The 17,687-nt window shown below is 34.5% G+C and carries 20 protein-coding genes; 16 read left to right on the forward strand and 4 right to left on the reverse strand.

The features are described 5' to 3' along the window. Window positions 1-376: 376 nt before the first annotated feature. Both RLT85_RS06120 and uvrA read right to left on the reverse strand, forming a co-directional pair. On the reverse strand, window positions 377-1,408 hold the full coding sequence (locus RLT85_RS06120; protein ID WP_311401157.1) for a hypothetical protein: 1,032 nt from the start codon (window positions 1,406-1,408) through the stop codon (window positions 377-379). Between the two features lie 186 nt (window positions 1,409-1,594). After that, complete coding sequence (gene uvrA / locus RLT85_RS06125; RefSeq protein WP_311401158.1) at window positions 1,595-4,375, reverse strand: excinuclease ABC subunit UvrA; 2,781 nt, start codon at window positions 4,373-4,375, stop codon at window positions 1,595-1,597. A 239-nt stretch (window positions 4,376-4,614) separates the two neighbouring features. Here uvrA and RLT85_RS06130 point away from each other — a divergent pair, with 239 nt between their 5' ends. Beyond that, window positions 4,615-5,202: an RNA polymerase sigma factor gene (locus RLT85_RS06130; protein ID WP_311401159.1), complete on the forward strand. Its 588-nt coding sequence runs from the start codon at window positions 4,615-4,617 to the stop codon at window positions 5,200-5,202. A 57-nt stretch (window positions 5,203-5,259) separates the two neighbouring features. After that, complete coding sequence (locus RLT85_RS06135) at window positions 5,260-5,412, forward strand: hypothetical protein (protein ID WP_311401160.1); 153 nt, start codon at window positions 5,260-5,262, stop codon at window positions 5,410-5,412. 21 nt (window positions 5,413-5,433) lie between these two features. Here the strand turns inward: RLT85_RS06135 and RLT85_RS06140 are convergent, their stop codons facing one another. Beyond that, the gene (locus RLT85_RS06140; protein ID WP_311401162.1) at window positions 5,434-6,099 is read right to left on the reverse strand and encodes an endonuclease III domain-containing protein; all 666 of its coding nucleotides are present in this window, start codon (window positions 6,097-6,099) and stop codon (window positions 5,434-5,436) included. 30 nt (window positions 6,100-6,129) lie between these two features. Between RLT85_RS06140 and bcp the strand changes: the two genes are divergently transcribed. After that, on the forward strand, window positions 6,130-6,579 hold the full coding sequence (gene bcp / locus RLT85_RS06145; RefSeq protein WP_311401163.1) for a thioredoxin-dependent thiol peroxidase: 450 nt from the start codon (window positions 6,130-6,132) through the stop codon (window positions 6,577-6,579). Window positions 6,580-6,694: 115 nt separating this feature from the next. Here the strand turns inward: bcp and aroB are convergent, their stop codons facing one another. Next, window positions 6,695-7,759 (reverse strand): 3-dehydroquinate synthase, encoded by a 1,065-nt coding sequence (gene aroB / locus RLT85_RS06150; RefSeq protein WP_311401164.1) that lies wholly within the window; start codon window positions 7,757-7,759, stop codon window positions 6,695-6,697. Between the two features lie 91 nt (window positions 7,760-7,850). Here aroB and RLT85_RS06155 point away from each other — a divergent pair, with 91 nt between their 5' ends. The 13 genes from RLT85_RS06155 to RLT85_RS06215 all read left to right on the forward strand — a co-directional run bounded on the left by RLT85_RS06155 (window position 7,851) and on the right by RLT85_RS06215 (window position 17,629). Next, window positions 7,851-9,041, forward strand: coding sequence for a proline dehydrogenase family protein (locus RLT85_RS06155; RefSeq protein WP_311401165.1), 1,191 nt, complete (start codon window positions 7,851-7,853; stop codon window positions 9,039-9,041). A gap of 33 nt (window positions 9,042-9,074) precedes the next feature. Continuing rightward, the gene (locus RLT85_RS06160) at window positions 9,075-10,031 is read left to right on the forward strand and encodes a YihY/virulence factor BrkB family protein (protein ID WP_311401166.1); all 957 of its coding nucleotides are present in this window, start codon (window positions 9,075-9,077) and stop codon (window positions 10,029-10,031) included. 118 nt (window positions 10,032-10,149) lie between these two features. Then, window positions 10,150-10,698 (forward strand): type 1 glutamine amidotransferase domain-containing protein, encoded by a 549-nt coding sequence (locus RLT85_RS06165; RefSeq protein WP_308865498.1) that lies wholly within the window; start codon window positions 10,150-10,152, stop codon window positions 10,696-10,698. A 265-nt stretch (window positions 10,699-10,963) separates the two neighbouring features. Then, on the forward strand, window positions 10,964-12,784 hold the full coding sequence (locus tag RLT85_RS06170) for a cbb3-type cytochrome c oxidase subunit I (RefSeq protein ID WP_311401167.1): 1,821 nt from the start codon (window positions 10,964-10,966) through the stop codon (window positions 12,782-12,784). A 9-nt stretch (window positions 12,785-12,793) separates the two neighbouring features. After that, the gene (locus tag RLT85_RS06175; protein WP_311401168.1) at window positions 12,794-13,792 is read left to right on the forward strand and encodes a cbb3-type cytochrome c oxidase subunit II; all 999 of its coding nucleotides are present in this window, start codon (window positions 12,794-12,796) and stop codon (window positions 13,790-13,792) included. 18 nt (window positions 13,793-13,810) lie between these two features. Then, window positions 13,811-14,068 carry a hypothetical protein gene (locus RLT85_RS06180; RefSeq protein ID WP_311401170.1) on the forward strand — a complete coding sequence of 86 codons (258 nt, stop codon included), beginning with the start codon at window positions 13,811-13,813 and terminating at the stop codon, window positions 14,066-14,068. Then, window positions 14,052-14,492: a cytochrome C gene (locus tag RLT85_RS06185; protein WP_311401171.1), complete on the forward strand. Its 441-nt coding sequence runs from the start codon at window positions 14,052-14,054 to the stop codon at window positions 14,490-14,492. Before RLT85_RS06180 ends, RLT85_RS06185 begins: the two co-directional genes overlap by 17 nt. Window positions 14,493-14,599: 107 nt before the next feature. Next, window positions 14,600-14,944, forward strand: coding sequence for a cupin domain-containing protein (locus RLT85_RS06190; RefSeq protein WP_311401172.1), 345 nt, complete (start codon window positions 14,600-14,602; stop codon window positions 14,942-14,944). Further along, a complete protein-coding gene (locus RLT85_RS06195) occupies window positions 14,944-15,321 on the forward strand; it encodes an rRNA adenine N-6-methyltransferase family protein (protein WP_311401173.1) in 378 nt (125 codons plus the stop codon). The genes RLT85_RS06190 and RLT85_RS06195 overlap by 1 nt, the downstream gene beginning before the upstream one ends. 243 nt (window positions 15,322-15,564) lie before the next feature. After that, on the forward strand, window positions 15,565-15,717 hold the full coding sequence (locus RLT85_RS06200; protein ID WP_311401174.1) for a hypothetical protein: 153 nt from the start codon (window positions 15,565-15,567) through the stop codon (window positions 15,715-15,717). A 117-nt stretch (window positions 15,718-15,834) separates the two neighbouring features. Further along, window positions 15,835-16,251 (forward strand): OsmC family protein, encoded by a 417-nt coding sequence (locus RLT85_RS06205; protein ID WP_311401175.1) that lies wholly within the window; start codon window positions 15,835-15,837, stop codon window positions 16,249-16,251. A gap of 103 nt (window positions 16,252-16,354) precedes the next feature. Then, window positions 16,355-16,888, forward strand: a complete 534-nt coding sequence (locus RLT85_RS06210) for a DUF488 domain-containing protein (protein ID WP_311401176.1) — start codon at window positions 16,355-16,357, stop codon at window positions 16,886-16,888. A gap of 21 nt (window positions 16,889-16,909) precedes the next feature. Beyond that, window positions 16,910-17,629, forward strand: a complete 720-nt coding sequence (locus RLT85_RS06215) for an SDR family oxidoreductase (protein ID WP_311401177.1) — start codon at window positions 16,910-16,912, stop codon at window positions 17,627-17,629. The last annotated feature ends 58 nt before the right edge of the window (window positions 17,630-17,687 follow it).

The raw sequence follows: 17,687 nt of genomic DNA on the forward strand, positions 1-17,687 counted from the left end.
GAAATAATCCCTTCTTTCCTTCTGAAAAATAATTATATTATTTCCGCTAAAAGTTGCGTTTATAGGTTGAATTCAAGTTTTAAATAGATAAAACCAATTTAATTTTGTAATGTCTTATAGAAAACGAAGTTGCCTTTTCGCTCTATGGCGCTGCGTTTGGTTTGCATAGCCACTCGTGCTGAGCCAAGTGGAAGTATAGCTATGGAAAATATGAGCAACCCATCCTACCGGCACGGGCGTGGGAAATAATCCCGAAGCTTCGGGAGGAAAATGAACGAGTTTAAATGCCATATGACATTGTTAATTTGTTTTAAACCCCTTCCCAAAAGCATAAGCTATTTAGAAAGGGGAAAAACTAACCAACCAAAACTAACATTTATCTTCTGCGGGTAGCAGAAGCATGTCTGTTTAATGTACGTGTTTTATGCGTATTTGGTTTTGTTCTACCGCGGTCATTTCGAGTAGAAACGCTTTGTTTTTGTGCAGTTGGAGCTTGTATTGCTCTTGATTGTTGCTTGTTTCTACTCGTAGAAACTGAATTTCTTTGTGAAGAAGTAGTGCTTCTATTGACACTTCTTTCGCTATTGCGGATTACTTCTCTATTTCCATTACGCGCATTCGCAGAATTTCTACGGGTACTATTTTGAGTCGACCTTCTCGTGGTTTGTGCATTAGAGTTTCTATTGTTTGCAGCATAGTTAGCATCTTTTCTAGTGCTATTACGTGCTAAACTTCTTCTTTTAGTACTGGTTTCTCCTCTTCTATAATGCGCAACATCTTGATTTGGGCTATAAAAATCCCTATGGGTTCGACGTACATAATGATTTCTATAGTACTCATAATTTACTCTATGCGGATGGTAATAAGCTCTGTAAGGCCTGGCATAGACGATGCAATGATTTGCTAACGGTATGGTGTAATACCTGTGCCAAGGTCTATATACATATGCTCTATTATATGGATTAATATATCCTCTAAAATGAGAGAAATGACCATAACTATCATAATAAACGTGCAAACCACCTACATTAACTAATCTTCCAGAATTATTATAATTAACATTTACATTTCCGGCTTGTATGATTCTTCCATAATAATCATAATAAATAGGAACATTTTCTATCTGAACAATCGCTCCATAATCATCATATTGAATATACGGATCATAATCGTAACCGCTGTTAAAGCTGATGTTAACATTAGAAGAATGAATATTGACGTTCGTCGTTGCTGGCTGATAATGAAAATCGAATTGCCCATCGGGATAAATGGCAAATTCTATATGATTCTCAGTAAAAATAATAGATTTACCATAATCATAATGTACAGCGCTATTCACTTTATTTTCTTTTGCGAAAACACTTGCAGTTACACATAGCAACAGCATTAGATTTAAAAACTTTTTCATGAGTATGGATTTAATAGTTATTCGCACTATAAAAACCAATTAATGTGCCAAACTCACTAACGTCTGTATATCAGATTTATAACTCCATAAAAAAGGGCTCTTTTTCAAGAACCCTTTAAACTAACTAACCAAAATTATGTTATTATGAAATACATAATCAGTTATAAATATTCAATAACTATACCATTAAAGCTTTTCAGCTAGATAAGAAGCCGTAAAAGATTTTTTATCCTTAGCGACTTCTTCAGGCGTTCCTTTAGCGATTAAATATCCGCCGTTTTTTCCTCCTTCTAATCCAAGATCAATAACATAATCGGCGCATTTTACGAGATCCATATTATGTTCTATCACCACAACCGAATGTCCTTTCTCTATCAAGGCCTGAAAAGATTTAAGTAATTTTTTAATATCATGAAAATGCAATCCTGTTGTAGGCTCGTCAAAAATAAATAAAGCCTTATCCTTTGTGGTAGCTTTGCCTAAAAACGATGCCAATTTAATACGCTGTGCTTCGCCTCCTGAAAGGGTAGAAGAGCTTTGTCCTAAAGTTACATAGCCTAAACCAACATCTTGTAGCGGTTGTAATTTTTTTACAATTTTGGCTTGTTTTTCTTCCGTAAAGAAAGCAATAGCATCATCAATAGTCATGGTTAAAATATCGTCAATATTTTTTCCTTCAAACTTTATTTCTAAAACTTCTTTCTTAAAGCGCTTTCCATTGCAGGTTTCACAAACCAGATGCACATCGGCCATAAATTGCATTTCAATAGTTACTTCGCCTTCGCCTTTGCAGGTTTCACAACGGCCACCATCTACATTAAAACTAAAATGTTTCGTTTTAAAATTTCTTACTTGTGCTAATTTTTGTGCCGCAAAAAGCGACCTAATCACATCGTAAGCCTTAATATAAGTCACAGGATTGGAGCGAGAAGACCTTCCTATAGGATTTTGATCTATAAACTCCACGTGTTTTACATTTCCATATTTCCCTTTAATGGTCGTCATTTCGCCCACCTTAGCACCGTAACCACCCGTTTCCTTTAAAATAGAAGGGTAAAGAAGTTTTCTTACCAAGGTACTTTTTCCACTTCCAGAAACTCCCGTAACTGCTGTAAAAACACCTAGTGGAAACCTAACATCTATATTTTTTAAGTTATTTTCTCTAGCACCAATGAGGTCTATATAATATTTATAATCTCTACGCTTTCGCGGAATTTCAATCTTATATTCTCCATTTAAGTATTTGGCAGTAAGCGAATCTGCTTTTAAAATTTCTTTATAATTTCCTACAGCTGAAACTTCTCCGCCCAAAGTACCAGCTTCAGGCCCAATATCTATAATTTCATCGGCGGCTTTCATCATGTCTTCATCGTGTTCTACCACAATGACCGTATTCCCCAAATCTCTTAAGTCTCTTAACACCTGAATTAGTTTCTCTGTATCTTTGGGATGTAAACCAATAGAAGGTTCATCTAGAATATACATAGAACCCACCAAACTAGAACCTAAAGAAGTTGCTAGATTTATACGTTGAGATTCCCCGCCAGAGAGACTGTTAGATTTTCTATTGAGCGTTAAATAATCTAAACCCACATTAGATAAAAACTGCAACCGACTATTAATTTCTTTTAAAAGTCTTTTCGCAATGGCTTCATCCTGAGTATCTAATTTTAAGTTTTTAAAGAAGTCTCTTAATTCTTGCAGAGGTAACTCTACTAGAGAAGTAATGGAATGATCATCAATTTTTACATATTCTGCTTCTTTTCGCAGTCGCTTACCTTTACAGGCTGTACATTTTGTTTTTCCGCGGTAACGAGAAAGCATCACTCTATTTTGTATTTTATAAGCTTTGGCTTCCATTTTTTCAAAAAAGGCAGTTAATCCTTTAAAATAGGAGTTTCCATCCCATAAAAGTTGCTTTTGATCTTCGGTTAACTCAAAGTACGGCTTGTGAATAGGGAAATCGAACTTATGAGAGTTATTCACCAATTGATCGCGATGAGAACTCATACTTTCTCCGCGCCATGGAAAAATAGCATTTTCGTAAACAGAAAGCGAAGTGTTAGGAAAAATTAAATCTTCGTCCAATCCAATTACATCTCCATAACCTTCACATTTAGGACAAGATCCATAAGGATTATTAAAACTAAATAAATGTACATTGGGCTCTAAGAATTTTATTCCGTCAAGCTCAAATTTATTACTGAAATGCTTCTGGTTTTCCTGAGTTAAGTTTTCTACAAAAAGCTCTCCTTTTCCTTCATAAAATGCGGTTTGGACGGCATCGGCTAAACGATTAAAGAAATCTTCATCGTCTTTTATTACAATACGATCTACCACCAAAAAAGTTTCTCCTTTAATATCTTTAGGCGCTTCTTCAATACGTAAAACTTGATCTTTCCATTTAATTCGGCTAAAACCTTGTTGTTGTAAAACCTTGAGTTTCTCTAATAAAGTTCTTCCTTCTTCTATATGAATAGGAGCGAGGAGGAGCAATTTCTCTTTTACAGCTAGGGATTTGAAATGAGAAACCACATCGGTTACCGTATCCTTTTTGACTTGATTTCCAGAAACGGGAGAAAATGTCTTTCCTATTCTGGCATATAATAATTTGAGGTAATCGTAAATCTCTGTAGACGTACCCACAGTAGAACGCGGATTGGTAGAATTCACTTTTTGCTCTATCGCAATCGCAGGCGCAATTCCCTTTATATAATCTACTTTAGGTTTGTCCAATCTTCCTAAAAATTGTCTCGCATAAGATGAAAGACTTTCTACATAGCGGCGTTGTCCTTCCGCGTAAAGCGTATCAAAAGCTAAACTGGATTTCCCCGAACCCGATAAACCAGTAATTACCACCAGTTTATTGCGAGGAATCACCACATCTATGTTTTTAAGATTGTGGAGTTTGGCTCCTTTTATAATAATATTTTGTTTGGGATTTATTTTTGAAAGGTCTCTTGTCATCACTGTTTATAATGCTTTGTCGCAAAGGTAATTAATAAACGCACGTTATAAAAGGATTGATTTGGCAGAAAATATGTTAAAATAATTAACTATTGTGTGGTTGTCTCAATTATATTTATATATTTACCCCCGAACAAAAAGATTTATACTGCCTATTGCATACTGTTACTCAAAAAATCCTAAATTTTTAATTTAGACATACCTATATCATTATTTGTGTGTTTAACTAAGTAACTTGTATGAAAAAAATCAAAACCCCTACAGACGCATATCTGGTTAGTTGCTATATGAAAGGCGACGAATTAGCTTTATCTAAATTAGTGAATCGCCACCAGCAGCGGCTATATAATTTTATCTATTCCAAAGTATTTGACCGTGATGTAACTGAAGATATCTTTCAGGATACTTTTATTAAGGTGATTAGAACCTTGAAAAAAGGGAAATACAATGAAGAAGGTAAGTTCTTACCTTGGGTGATGCGAATTGCTCATAATCTTGTGATTGATTACTTCAGAAAGAATAACCGCATGCCTAAATTTGACTGCAGCGGTGATTTTAATATTTTCGACGTTTTGAAAGATGATAGTTTAGATGCAGAACGTGTGATGGTGAAAGATCAAATAGAAAAAGACGTAAGAAATTTAATTGAGGAACTTCCAGAAGATCAAAAAGAAGTGCTTAAGATGCGAATCTATAAAGACATGAGCTTCAAGGAAATTGCAGAACGAACCGATGTGAGTATTAATACTGCTCTTGGAAGAATGCGTTATGCATTAATTAATTTAAGAAAGGTGATAGAAAAGCATAATATTGTTTTGATCAATTAATGCAATAAGTCCAATTTATTTCCGTTATTTTAAAGGACTAACTAAAATGACGGCTAAATGGCAAAACTATACGTAAATAAACCTTCTAAAAAAGAAGAATTGGGAAACCTACAACCTCGCAAAGAAACGATTGCTTTTTTGCTGAATTATTCTAAAACTTTAAGCATTATTAATTACAAAAATATGAAGTTTGAAACACTTCTTAACTAAATACTTTAGAACCCGTTGTAACTAACGGGTTCTTTTTTTTGTTTTAGCATACTCTTCAAGTACACTTTTTCTACCAATTGTTTTGGTGATGATATCTTTCTCTAAATCCCAGCCTCTAGCCGGAGAATATTGCCTTCCATACCAAATGATTTGTAAGTGTAATTCGTTCCAAATATTTTTAGGGAACAAGCGTTTTGCATCTTTTTCTGTTTGTTTTACGTTTTTTCCATTGGTTAGATTCCAACGATACATCAATCTATGAATATGCGTATCTACAGGAAATGCTGGTATTCCAAAAGCCTGAGAGACCACAACACTTGCCGTTTTATGTCCTACAGACGGGAAGGTTTCCAAGATTTCGATATCTTCTGGTACGATGCCGTGATGGTCTTCTATCAACATTTTAGACAAACCATAAATTCCTTTTGCCTTCATAGGCGATAAACCTACGGGCTTGATGATTTCTCTTATTTCCTCTACTGATAGTCGAACCATATCATAAGGATTATCTGCTCTTGCGAAAAGAATGGGCGTAATTTGATTTACTTTTTTATCTGTACTTTGCGCGGAAAGTAAAACAGCAATTAATAAAGTGTAAGGATCTTGATGGTCTAAAGGTACGGGAATCGTAGGATAGAGTTCCTTTAACGTATTTATAACGAAGCTTACTTTTTCTTGCTTGTTCATTTTGTGTATTTTTAAACAAAAATAACAATTATGACCACATTACAAGAAGGAGATCAAGCTCCAAATTTTTCGGCAAAAGATCAAGATGGAAACATGCATCAACTCAGCGACTATAAAGGTAAGAAACTAGTCGTTTTTTTCTATCCAAAAGCGAGTACTCCAGGCTGCACTACAGAAGCTTGTAACCTTAGAGATAATTGGGAGACATTTCAAAAAGAGGGTTATGAAATTTTGGGCGTTAGTGCAGATACTCCCAAAAGACAGCAAAACTTTAAAAACAAACACGAATTGCCCTATCCTTTATTAGCCGATGAAGAAAAGGAAGTTATCAACGCATTTGGCGTTTGGGGACCTAAAAAATTTATGGGGAAAGAATATGAAGGCATTCATAGAACCACTTTTGTGATCGATGAAAACGGAAAAATAGCAAATGTCATTTCTAAAGTAAAAACCAAAGCCCACGCAGAGCAAATTTTATAGTTACTCGATAATTGAGATTTAAATGCTCCGAGGTTTATCTCGAAATTAAGAGAGGCTTGTCTCGAAATTAAAATATGATTTCAATAATGCTTCGTGGGCTTGCTACCGAGGTGGTTTACTCACTATAAAACTGAAAGCTTTTTTCAATTAATTCATTAGAGACTTGGCAATCTATAATAGGTTCTCCTATGGCTGATAACAGAACAAAATTGATTTTACCATGACTGTTCTTTTTATCATATTTCATGAGTTCTATAATAGGAGCCAGGTCTTTTTTATGAAACTCAACCTTTGAAAAGGTTTTTAAAACAGTCTCTTTTATTTCTTTAGTTGGCAAGTCTCCTAAGCCTTTAAGCTGGTTAGAAAGGTATGCAGCGAGAATCATTCCTACAGCAACAGCTTCCCCGTGTAAAAGCGGTTTTTCTTTATGTTCTAAGAAATAACTTTCTATGGCATGTCCTAGCGTATGACCAAAGTTTAAGGTTTTTCTAATTCCGTCTTCGTTTAGGTCTTGGGTAACAATTTTGTTTTTAATGTGAATGGATTCATAAATTAACGCATCCAAATCTTCTAGCGTAAGTTGCGACAAATCACTCATTTTTTTCCAATAGGCGAGGTCATAAATAAGTCCGTGTTTAAGCATTTCTGCTAATCCGCTTCTCATTTCACTAGCACTTAAGGTATTTAAAAAGCTGGTATCTATAAGAACCATTTCGGCATTACTAATCACACCAACTTGATTCTTTAACTTCCCTAGATCTACTCCAGTTTTTCCGCCAATAGCTGCATCCACCATTCCTAATAAGCTAGTTGGTATATTAATATAAGCAATTCCTCTTTTAAAGGTAGAGGCAACAAATCCGCCAAGGTCAGTTACTACACCCCCTCCTAAATTGATACATAAAGACTTTCTATCGGCATCCAATTCAGATAAAGTTTCCCATATTCCATTGCAAGTAGTTATATTTTTCTCTTGTTCTCCAGGATCAATTTCAATAATCTCTATGCTGATATCTGTAACTAATAGTTGTAAAAACTGTGGTAAACAAAGCTCGTTGGTATGCGAATCTACCAATATAAAAATTTTGGAAGGCTGAGACTCTTGCAGATACGTATTTAAAGATTGGTATGCTGTTTCGCCAAAGTGTATACAATTGTTAACAGAAGCTATCGATTTCATTAAAGTTGGTGTTAAATGAGTGCCGAAATTAAATAGAAAAAAGAAAATAGTGTTACTTCGCAGCTTATATTTGTAAAAAAAAATAGCGTTAATGGTTACTAAGATTTTTAATAATACGAAGAGAGCTTTTGCTTTAAAAGATGATAGTGAGTTAAAAAAATCTTTATTTATCTTCGGAATGATGAATAAAGGATTTTTGGTTGCGATAGGAACTAGACTTACCAATCTTGCTCTTAAATTGCATTTGCCTGTAGAAGGACTTATCAAGAAAACTATTTTTAAAATGTTTTGTGGAGGAACATCTAAAGTAGATTGCTTGCCTATTATAGAAAAGATGCACGAAATGCACGTGCATAGTGTGCTAGATTTTTCTTCGGAAGGAAAAGAGGAAGAAGCGCAATTTGATAAAGCCTTAGAGGTAAAATCTGATTTGGTGGAGTTTGCAGATGAGCAAAAAGCAATTCCGTTTACGGTATTTAAACCCACAGGAATAGGAAGTTTTGCTATTTGGGAAAAGGTTTCTAGTAAGAAGGAACTAAATAAGAAAGAACAAGAGGAGTGGGAACGAGTTCGAAATCGTGTAGATGAAATTTGCAAATTAGCACATCAAATGAACGTGAGAATTTTGGCCGATGCCGAAGAATCTTGGATGCAAGATGCCTCTGATGATTTGTTGGAAGAAATGATGACCAAGTACAATAAAGAAAAAGTAATTGTCTACAATACATTACAATGTTACCGCTGGGACCGACTTCAATACGCAAAAGATCTTCATAAACGCTCTAAAAACGATGGTTTTAAAATAGGACTTAAAATTGTACGCGGGGCATACATGGAAAAAGAAAACGCCAGAGCAAAAAAGATGGGGTATCCTACTCCCATTTGTGAAGATAAAGAAGCTACTGATGTTAATTTTAACACGGTTATTTATTATGCAATGCAAAATTTAGAGGATATTTCACTTTATATAGGAACTCATAATGAAGTAAGTACCTACTTAACGATGCAATTAATGGATGAAAAAGGTATTAGTAAAGATGATGAAAGAATTTGGTTTAGTCAGCTTTTTGGAATGAGTGATCATATTTCTTTTAACTTAGGCCTTAACGGATATAATGCAGCAAAATTGGTTCCTTTTGGTCCCATTAGAGATGTAATCCCTTATTTGATTAGAAGAGCACAAGAAAATTCTTCTGTACAAGGACAAACAGGTAGAGAATATGCTTTATTATTAGAAGAAAAGCATCGTAGAGAAGGACAATTTACTAAAACCATAGCCTAATTTTTTTATTTTGAAAAGAAATTATTCATACTAATGAAAGAAAAACTACTAGTTCTCAAAAAAACTTATCAAAGTTGGATGAATAATGAGCCATTTGAGCACAGTGCTGTAGTGGCTTACTATACCCTCTTTTCATTGCCTTCTTTATTATTAATTATCACTTGGATTGCAGGATATTTTTTTAAACGCTCCAATGTTGAGGAAAAATTAATTGCTCAAATAAGTGACATTACGGGACCCGAAACGGCAAATTCCATTCAATCTATGATAGGAAGTGCTGCTATAGAAGAAGGAAGTTTTATAACCTTAATTATTAGCATAGGTGTTTTAGTTTTTGGTGCTACAGGAGCATTTTTTCAGCTTAAAAAAGCGATGAATAATATTTGGAGCGTTCGTCCTAAAAATGATAACATAATGGGAATTATTCTAGACAGAGCTATTAGTTTAGGAATGATTTTCGTGATTGGTTTTTTAATGCTCATTTCTTTAGTGATTTCCACATTAGTTTCTTATTTGAGCGATTACATCAGCGTTTATGCGCCCAAAATTACCTCTTATGGGGTAGGAGTACTTAATTTTATATTGAGCTATATATTTATAGGATTTTTATTTGCTAGTATAATTAGATTATTACCCGATATAAAAATTAAATGGAAAACTACTTTCATTGGGGCTTCTTTAACCACACTTTTGTTTTTAATTGGTAAGTATTTATTAGGATTTTATTTTAGTGAAAGTGATCCTGCCTCGGCTTATGGTGGAGCGTCATCTGTCGTTTTAATTTTATTATGGGTTTATTATTCTTGTCTTATTTTGTTTTTTGGAGCAGAATTTACCGTACAATATGCCTTGTATAAGAATGAAGATATTGTACCTAGTAATCTAGCAGAACCTGCCTATTATCAGGAGCTAGAAGAATTAGAAGAAAAGCGTCGAGAAATTGAACGTAATAAAAAAGACTTAGATAAACTTTCAGAACCTAGAGATTAATTTATCGTTATGATTTTTTAACGGATTGTGCATTAAAGTTTAAGCTTACTTTAGGAAAAAATAAGCATCTTCTTTTTAACTTAGTATAAAATAAAACACGAATTTAAAAAAGAATATTATGAAAAAGAAAGTAGCTATTTTAGCCACCAATGGATTTGAAGAAAGTGAATTAAATTCTCCTTTAGAAGCATTAAAGAATGAAGGTTTTGATGTAGATATAGTAAGTTTAAAAAGCGGAAGTATAAAAAGTTGGACAGATGGCGATTGGGGAAAAGATTTTAAGGTAGATAAAACCTTAAGTGAAGTTTCTTCTAAAAATTACAATGCTTTGGTATTGCCAGGCGGAGTGATTAATCCAGATAAATTAAGAATTGACGAAGATGCAATAACATTTATACAAGACTTCTTTAAAGAAGGTAAACCAGTTGCAGCTATATGCCACGGTGGTTGGCCACTTATTAACGCAGAAGTAGTTAAAGGCAGAACGATGACTTCTTTCAAATCTATTAGGAAAGATTTAGAAAATGCGGGAGCCAATTGGGTAGATAAAGAAGTAGTTGTAGATCAAGCTTTGGTAACGAGTAGAAATCCTGGCGATTTAAAAGCTTTTAATGCTAAAGTGATTGAAGAAATTCACGAAGGAAAACACGAACTACAACACGCGTAAAATGTAGAAATAGTTTAGATGTTTTCATCTATACAGAGAAGGTTTGACTTAATTGTCAGACCTTTTTTTGATTTAATTAGTAAATTTATTTATTCTCGAATCTCTTTTTTAGATTAAAGGTGATTTTTGTCATTAAATATTCTTTTATGAGTTCAATCATAAAATTATGACTTAATAAAAAATACTTTTGTTGCTGATTCTTTATAGACAAAATGAATCGAGCAAATGCTCTATTTTAAACTAAAAACGTTTAATGTCGTTATTTATGAAAAACAGTAAAATCTATTTTCTTTCCACCCTTATGTTCTTCCTTAACTTTATTGGAAACGCGCAAAACAGTCAAATGACTAAGGATTGGGAAACTAGTCCCGGTATTATTGGTACCGTTGTCCTTATAATAATTGTATTATTTGTTGCCGTGGTTATTTTTCTGGCCAAATTAAATGCGTATCTCGATAGGTTAAAACAAAGGAAGCTAGACCAGGAGCGTATGGCTTTTAGCGATGAGTTGGTTTCTTTAGATAATGAAGAAATTGATACTATTCTTGAAAACCGAAAGAAAGCATTAAAGTACAAGCTGAAAGGAGATGAACTGGGAAGCACAAATAGAGCAGTAGATAAAAAAGGATTGGTAAAACGTGTTCGAAAAGATCCTAACAACTCATTTTTTGATGAAAAGAAGAAAACACCACTTAGCATTGAAACTCCAAAAAAATTAAAAAAGATAGTGACCTATTATTTGGCAGCTGCTACATTTTGGTTAGTATTTGGAACTTTGGTTGGAGAATATCTAGGGCTTAAATTTATATGGCCAGAGTTAGACAAAATTTCTTGGCTTTCTTTTGGTAGACTTAGACCTGTACATACCAATACCGTTTTCTGGGGCTGGGCTTCTTTGGCTATGATTGGATTAGGTTATTTTGTAATTGCCAGAACCTCTAATACTAAGATTTATAGTTATGCCAAAGCAAAAATCGCTTGGATTCTTATCAACTCAACGGTATTATTAGGTAATCTAGCACTTATGGCTGGTATCAATAATGGAGGAGGAGAGTATAGAGAGTACATTTGGCCCATTATGCTTTTATTTGCCATTGGTTTAATTCTTACCTTATATAATTTTTATAAAACGGTAGCGACTAGAAAAATAAGTGAGATTTATATTTCTAATTGGTTTATTATAGCCTCTCTAGTTTGGACGATTGTACTTGCTATTATTGGCTATTTGCCTTTTTATCAAAATGGGATGGGAGAAACCGTTATTCAAGGATATTATATGCACCAAGGTGTAGGAATGTGGTTTATGACATTTACCTTGGGGCTAGTGTATTACTATCTTCCAGCTACCTTAAACAAGCCCATCTACTCTTATTCCTTAGGAGTATTAGCCTTCTGGACGCAAATGTTATTTTACACAATGATAGGAACGCATCACTTTGTCTTTAGTCCATTACCTTGGTGGCTACAAACTGTCGCTATTGTATTTAGTGCGGGAATGTTTATTCCAGTAATTGCAGGAACTACAAATTTCTTAATGACTATGCGTGGTGCTTGGAATCACATTTCAAAAAGTTATGTGTTACCGTTCTTTCTAGTAGGAGTTATATTTTATTTTGTAGGATCTAGCCAAGGAAGTTTTCAAGCCTTCCGATTTACCAATTTCGTTTGGCACTTTACAGATTTTAATGTAGCCCACTCTCATATGACGATGTACGGCATTATCTGTTTTTTACTATGGGGTTGTATTTATACGATTGTTCCGAAATTAAATGGAATAGAGCCATCTCAATTATTGGTTGGAGGTCACTTTTGGTTGGCATTTATAGGTCTTTTTGCGTATATGATATCATTGATGTATGGAGGTACTTTAAGAGGGTTAAGTTGGATGGAGGGTAACGCATTTATGGAATCGGTTACCTTGATGCAACCGTACTGGGTATGGAGAGCCGTAGGTGGAACCTTAATGTTTATTTCGCATATAGTTTTTGCTTATAACTTCTATTATATGGTTAAAAAAGAACGAGAAAAGCCTATCAAAAGAAGTAAAAAATCAGAAATTATTAAAGGAGAATCGGTAACCGTTTAAAAAATAAATATGTTAGATTTTAATACAAATCATAAAGCTTTACTGCTTACCGTTTTTGGCGTGTTTGCAGTACTTAGTATAGGAGTTGCGATTATACCTGCTTTTCAAATGGAAGGGTATGAACCACTACCAGAGCAAGAAGAATTAACAGATACAGAACTTAAGGGTTTAAACGTTTACATAAGCGAAGGCTGTGTAGCCTGTCATACGCAACAAGTAAGAAATATTGAAATGGATGCGATGTGGGGAGATCGTCCTTCTATTCCAGAAGATTATGTGTATAGTAAACAACGTTTAGACATTTGGCGCCAATCGGCTTCTTTACTAGGTAGTGAGCGTACGGGGCCAGATTTGACTAATGTTGGCGTAAGACAACCAGGAGCTGCTTGGCAAATGCTTCACCTATATAATCCAAGAGCGGTTTCAGAAAAATCTATTATGCCTAGTTTCCCTTGGTTATTTGAAGAGGTAGATAGTACTAGGGTAAGAGAAGATGATGTGGTCGTTGCCGTTCCTAGTCAGTTTTTAGACAATCCCAATAAAAAAATAGTTGCAAGTGAAGAAGCCAAGCAGCTCGTTGCCTATCTTCAAACCTTAAAACAACATAAAATGCCAGAGAACTCTGCGCCAGATTTTATTCCTTTTTCTAAAATAAAAGAAGCTACAGTTGGACGTTCTGCTTCTGCTTCAAAAGGTTTAGATGGGAAAAAACTATTTAAGAATAATTGTGCTGCTTGCCACCAAGATAATGGTAAAGGTGTTCCGGGAGCATTTCCGCCTTTAGCGGGAAGTGAAACGGTAAATAATGAAGATTCAGAAAAAATGATTCGAATTATATTAGAAGGTTACAATGAAATGGAAGGTTATGGTCCTATGCAAGCTTTTGCAGATCAATTAACCGATGCAGAAATTGCAGCCATCATGAATTATGAAAGAAACAGCTGGGGTAATGAAGCCCCAGAAGTAACAGAAGAAGACGTTAGAAAAGTTAGGGATTCTAAATTATAGAACGAAATGAATAAACTTATGAGACATAAGAGTTTTTTAGTACTGCTTATCTTATTATTTACCACTCCCACATGGGCGCAATGGTATTGTGAACCTACAGCGGCAACAAATGGAGATCCTCTTGAGTCCAATGCCGTAGTGGATGCTGTAATTATTTGGGTAGCTGTAGCTATTGTTGTATTTACTTTATTCTTAAGTATTAAATTTTTAGTAAAACCAGAAGAAAAGAACCCTAACCACATTAAAAATATTATCAAAGATGAAGGACTCTCATAATATAGAAGACAATAGAATTATTAAGGTATTCTTAGATGAGGAGGTACAGCCTTTTGCTGAGTTTGCTCCGCCTGTAAAGTTTGTTTTAGACACTACAAAAATACCTGACGGGAAGCACCAACTCAAAATTATTGCCAAATCATCCAATCATATAGAGGGAATTAAACTTATTCCTTTTGAAGTTAAAAATGGTCCAGAAATTTCTGTGATAGGTTTAAAGGATAATGAGGTGATAGATACGCAAACTTCTATCACTATCAATGCCTATGGTAGTGAAACCAATGATAAGTTTATTATTAGAGGTTCAGAGAATCCAAGAGCCATTCCATCGTGGATTTGGGCTTTATTGATTGTTGTTTTTGCGTTTGGTCTATTCTACTTTGTAATGTATTTAAAGCAAGATTTATATGAGTCTTTCTTTTAACTAAAAAGGTATATTTTTTTTTGCTGAAATCTATCCAGAATTAAATAAATTTAAGGTAATTTTGAATCATTCTAAATAAGTAATTAATATTTTAAATTAAACATAGTATGAAAACTGCATCATTAACATCCAACCTAGAATACAACGAGAGTCGTCCAAATATAAAAGTTTTATTGGATACCGAACATGGAAAAGAAATAAGGATTGTCTTTAAGAAAGGACAAGTTATGAAAGAACATAAAACACCTTTTCCCATTGTAGTAGAAATTTTTGAAGGAGCTATAGACTTTGGTGTTCACGGCGAAATGCATACGTTAAACAAAGGAGAATTGCTAGCTTTAGAAGGTAATGTTCCTCACGATTTAACAGCGCAAGAAGATAGTATTGTTAGGCTTAGTTTAAACAAACAAGATACAGCGAAACGCGTGGAAGATGTAGCCAAAAAATCCTGATGAAAAATAAGAGGATAGATAGAGAGCAGAGGCATTGGATTTTGGCCAAAATGGGCAAAAAAGTATTGCGTCGAGGCGGAAAGGAACTCAGCTTAAAGATCATTGATGATTTACAAATTAGTACAGAAGATGCTATGGTAGAGTTTGCACCAGGAATTGGTTACACCGCAAATTTATTGCTTCGGAAAAACCTGAAAACCTTTACAGGAATTGAATTAAATGAGGAAGCTTTTCGTAAATTAACCCAAAAGATTGGCGGTATAAATCGCAAAATCATTCATACTAATGCAGCCAATACGGGTCTAAAAGAAGGCTATGCGAATAAACTCATTGGGAGAAGCGATGTTAACGATGCAAGCCGATCATCGAAAATCTGAAATAATTGCTGAGGCCTATCGTATTCTTAAAAAAGGAGGACTTTATGGAATTCACGAATTAAGTTTAATTCCAAGTGAAATCTCTAATGAAACCAAAGCTAGTATTCAACGCAAATTAGCCCAAAGCATGCGGGTGAATGCCAGACCTCTTATAAAAGTAGAGTGGTGTAAACTTTTGAAAAAAAAGGTTTTAAAATACGAGAAGTTTTTGAATCACCCATGCATCTTTTAAAACCAGACAGAGTGATAAAAGACGAAGGTTTTTTTAGAACTTTAAAAATAGGTTTTAATGTATTAACGCATCCTAAAGAACGTGCTCGCATCATCAAAATGAGAAATGTATTTAAAACGCACGAGTCACAAATAACTGCTTTTGGTATTATTGCTGAAAAATAATAATGAAAAAGCAAATTTCCTGAATAATATTTCAGGGAATAAGAATCTGAAAAAAAATATAAAAATTCGAGCTCAGCCTCGATAAATAACCCCTCTTTGAGGGAAAAACAAATACATATGAAACGTACAGCAACAGCCGTTTGGAACGGTTCTATAAAAGAAGGAGAAGGAAAAATCTCTACCCAGAGTAAAGCTTTAAACGAGGCGGCATATTGTTATACTTCTCGTTTTGAAAACGATAATAATACGAATCCAGATGAATTGCTGGCAGCTTCTCACGCAGGATGTTTTGCAATGGCTTTAACCTTAATTCTAGGAAAAGAAGGCTTTACGCCAGATTCTTTGGAAGTATCTGCTACAGTTACCATGAACCCAGATGCCTTAGAGCTTACAGAATCTCATTTAAAACTAAAAGCGAAAATACCACATATAGATAATGATAAGTTTATGGAGTGTGCCAACGCTGCAAAAGACAATTGTCCCGTGAGCAAAGCATTAGCTTTAAACATTAGCTTAGAAGCAGAATTAGCGTAATCAATGAAAAAACTAACTTTTGCTAAGAATAGTATACCATGCTCTTTGCCGTTTTGGCAAAGAGCATGGTAACTTTAGGATCAACTTCTAAAACCCATTAAAAATGTCTACTACTAAAAGAAAATATATATATACCATTGGACACTCAACTCATTCGTTAAAAGAGTTTCTAGCGATGTTAACCTCGGTTGGAGTAGAAGTGGTAGCAGATGTACGAAGCTTGCCTGGATCTAGAAAATTTCCGCAGTATAATCAAGATGCCTTAGCGGATTCTTTACGGAAGCATACAATTGAATATACCTATTTTGAAGATTTAGGCGGTAGAAGAAAAACAACCCCCGATTCAAAAAATAAGGTTTGGCGCAATGAATCTTTTAGAGGTTATGCCGATTATATGGAAACGGATAGCTTTAAAGCCGAATTAAAAAAGTTAGAAGAAGTTGCCAGCAGTAAAAAAGTAGCTGTTATGTGTGCAGAAGCAGTTTGGTGGCGTTGTCATCGCTCTATGATTGCCGATATTTTAAAAGCAGAATCTTGGGAAATTTTACATATTATGGGCAAAAATAAAACAACAGAACATCCCTATACCCAACCAGCGAAAGTAACGAAAGGTAAACTTACTTACGAAGAAGACTAATTTTCAGATAAAAGATTATGTATGCATATTCAAAATAAAATAGCCATCGTAACGGGCGCTAGTAGTGGATTAGGGAGAGCATTCTCAAAATCACTAATCGAAAAAGGCGCATTGGTGTACGGTCTTGCTAGAACAGAAAAAGTCTTACAAGAATTAAAACAAGACTTGAAAGAAAAATTTATTCCGGTGGTGTTGGATATTTCCGAAGAAAAAAAAGTAGAAGAATGGGTGACCACTACATTTTCTAAGGAGAATATTCCGCAGATATTGGTGAATAATGCCGGCTTAGGTTCCTTTCATAAAATCGAAGAGACTTCTTTTAAAGAATGGTCGGGAATGATCAATTCGAATTTAAACGGGATGTTTCTTATTACCGCCGCTATTGTTAAGCTTATGAAAACTACTGCGGAAGTAAAGCATATTGTAAATATAGGATCTGTTTTAGGGAAAGTTGGTCGACCAGAAAGCGTGGCCTATTGCACTACAAAATTTGGGGTGCAAGGATTTAGCGCTGCTTTACTCAAAGAATTGCGGGAAGATCATATTAAAGTAACATGTTTAAATCCGGGTTCTATTGCTACAGATTTCTTTAAAACTTCAGGAATTGAAGCGCATCAAAATATGCTTCAACCTAAATATTTAGCCCATACTTTAATGCATATTTTAGAAACTCCAGATAATATGCTAATAGACGAAATTACTGTGCGCCCTTTAAATCCGAAGAAACCAGAAGAAGAGTAAGTATTCGTCATAAAGAGCGAAACTGAGCAAAGCCAATTATTTTATCGTTGTGAAAGTT

Origin of the sequence: Mesonia ostreae (assembly GCF_031845265.1) — a bacterium.
Classification (GTDB): domain Bacteria; phylum Bacteroidota; class Bacteroidia; order Flavobacteriales; family Flavobacteriaceae; genus Mesonia; species Mesonia ostreae.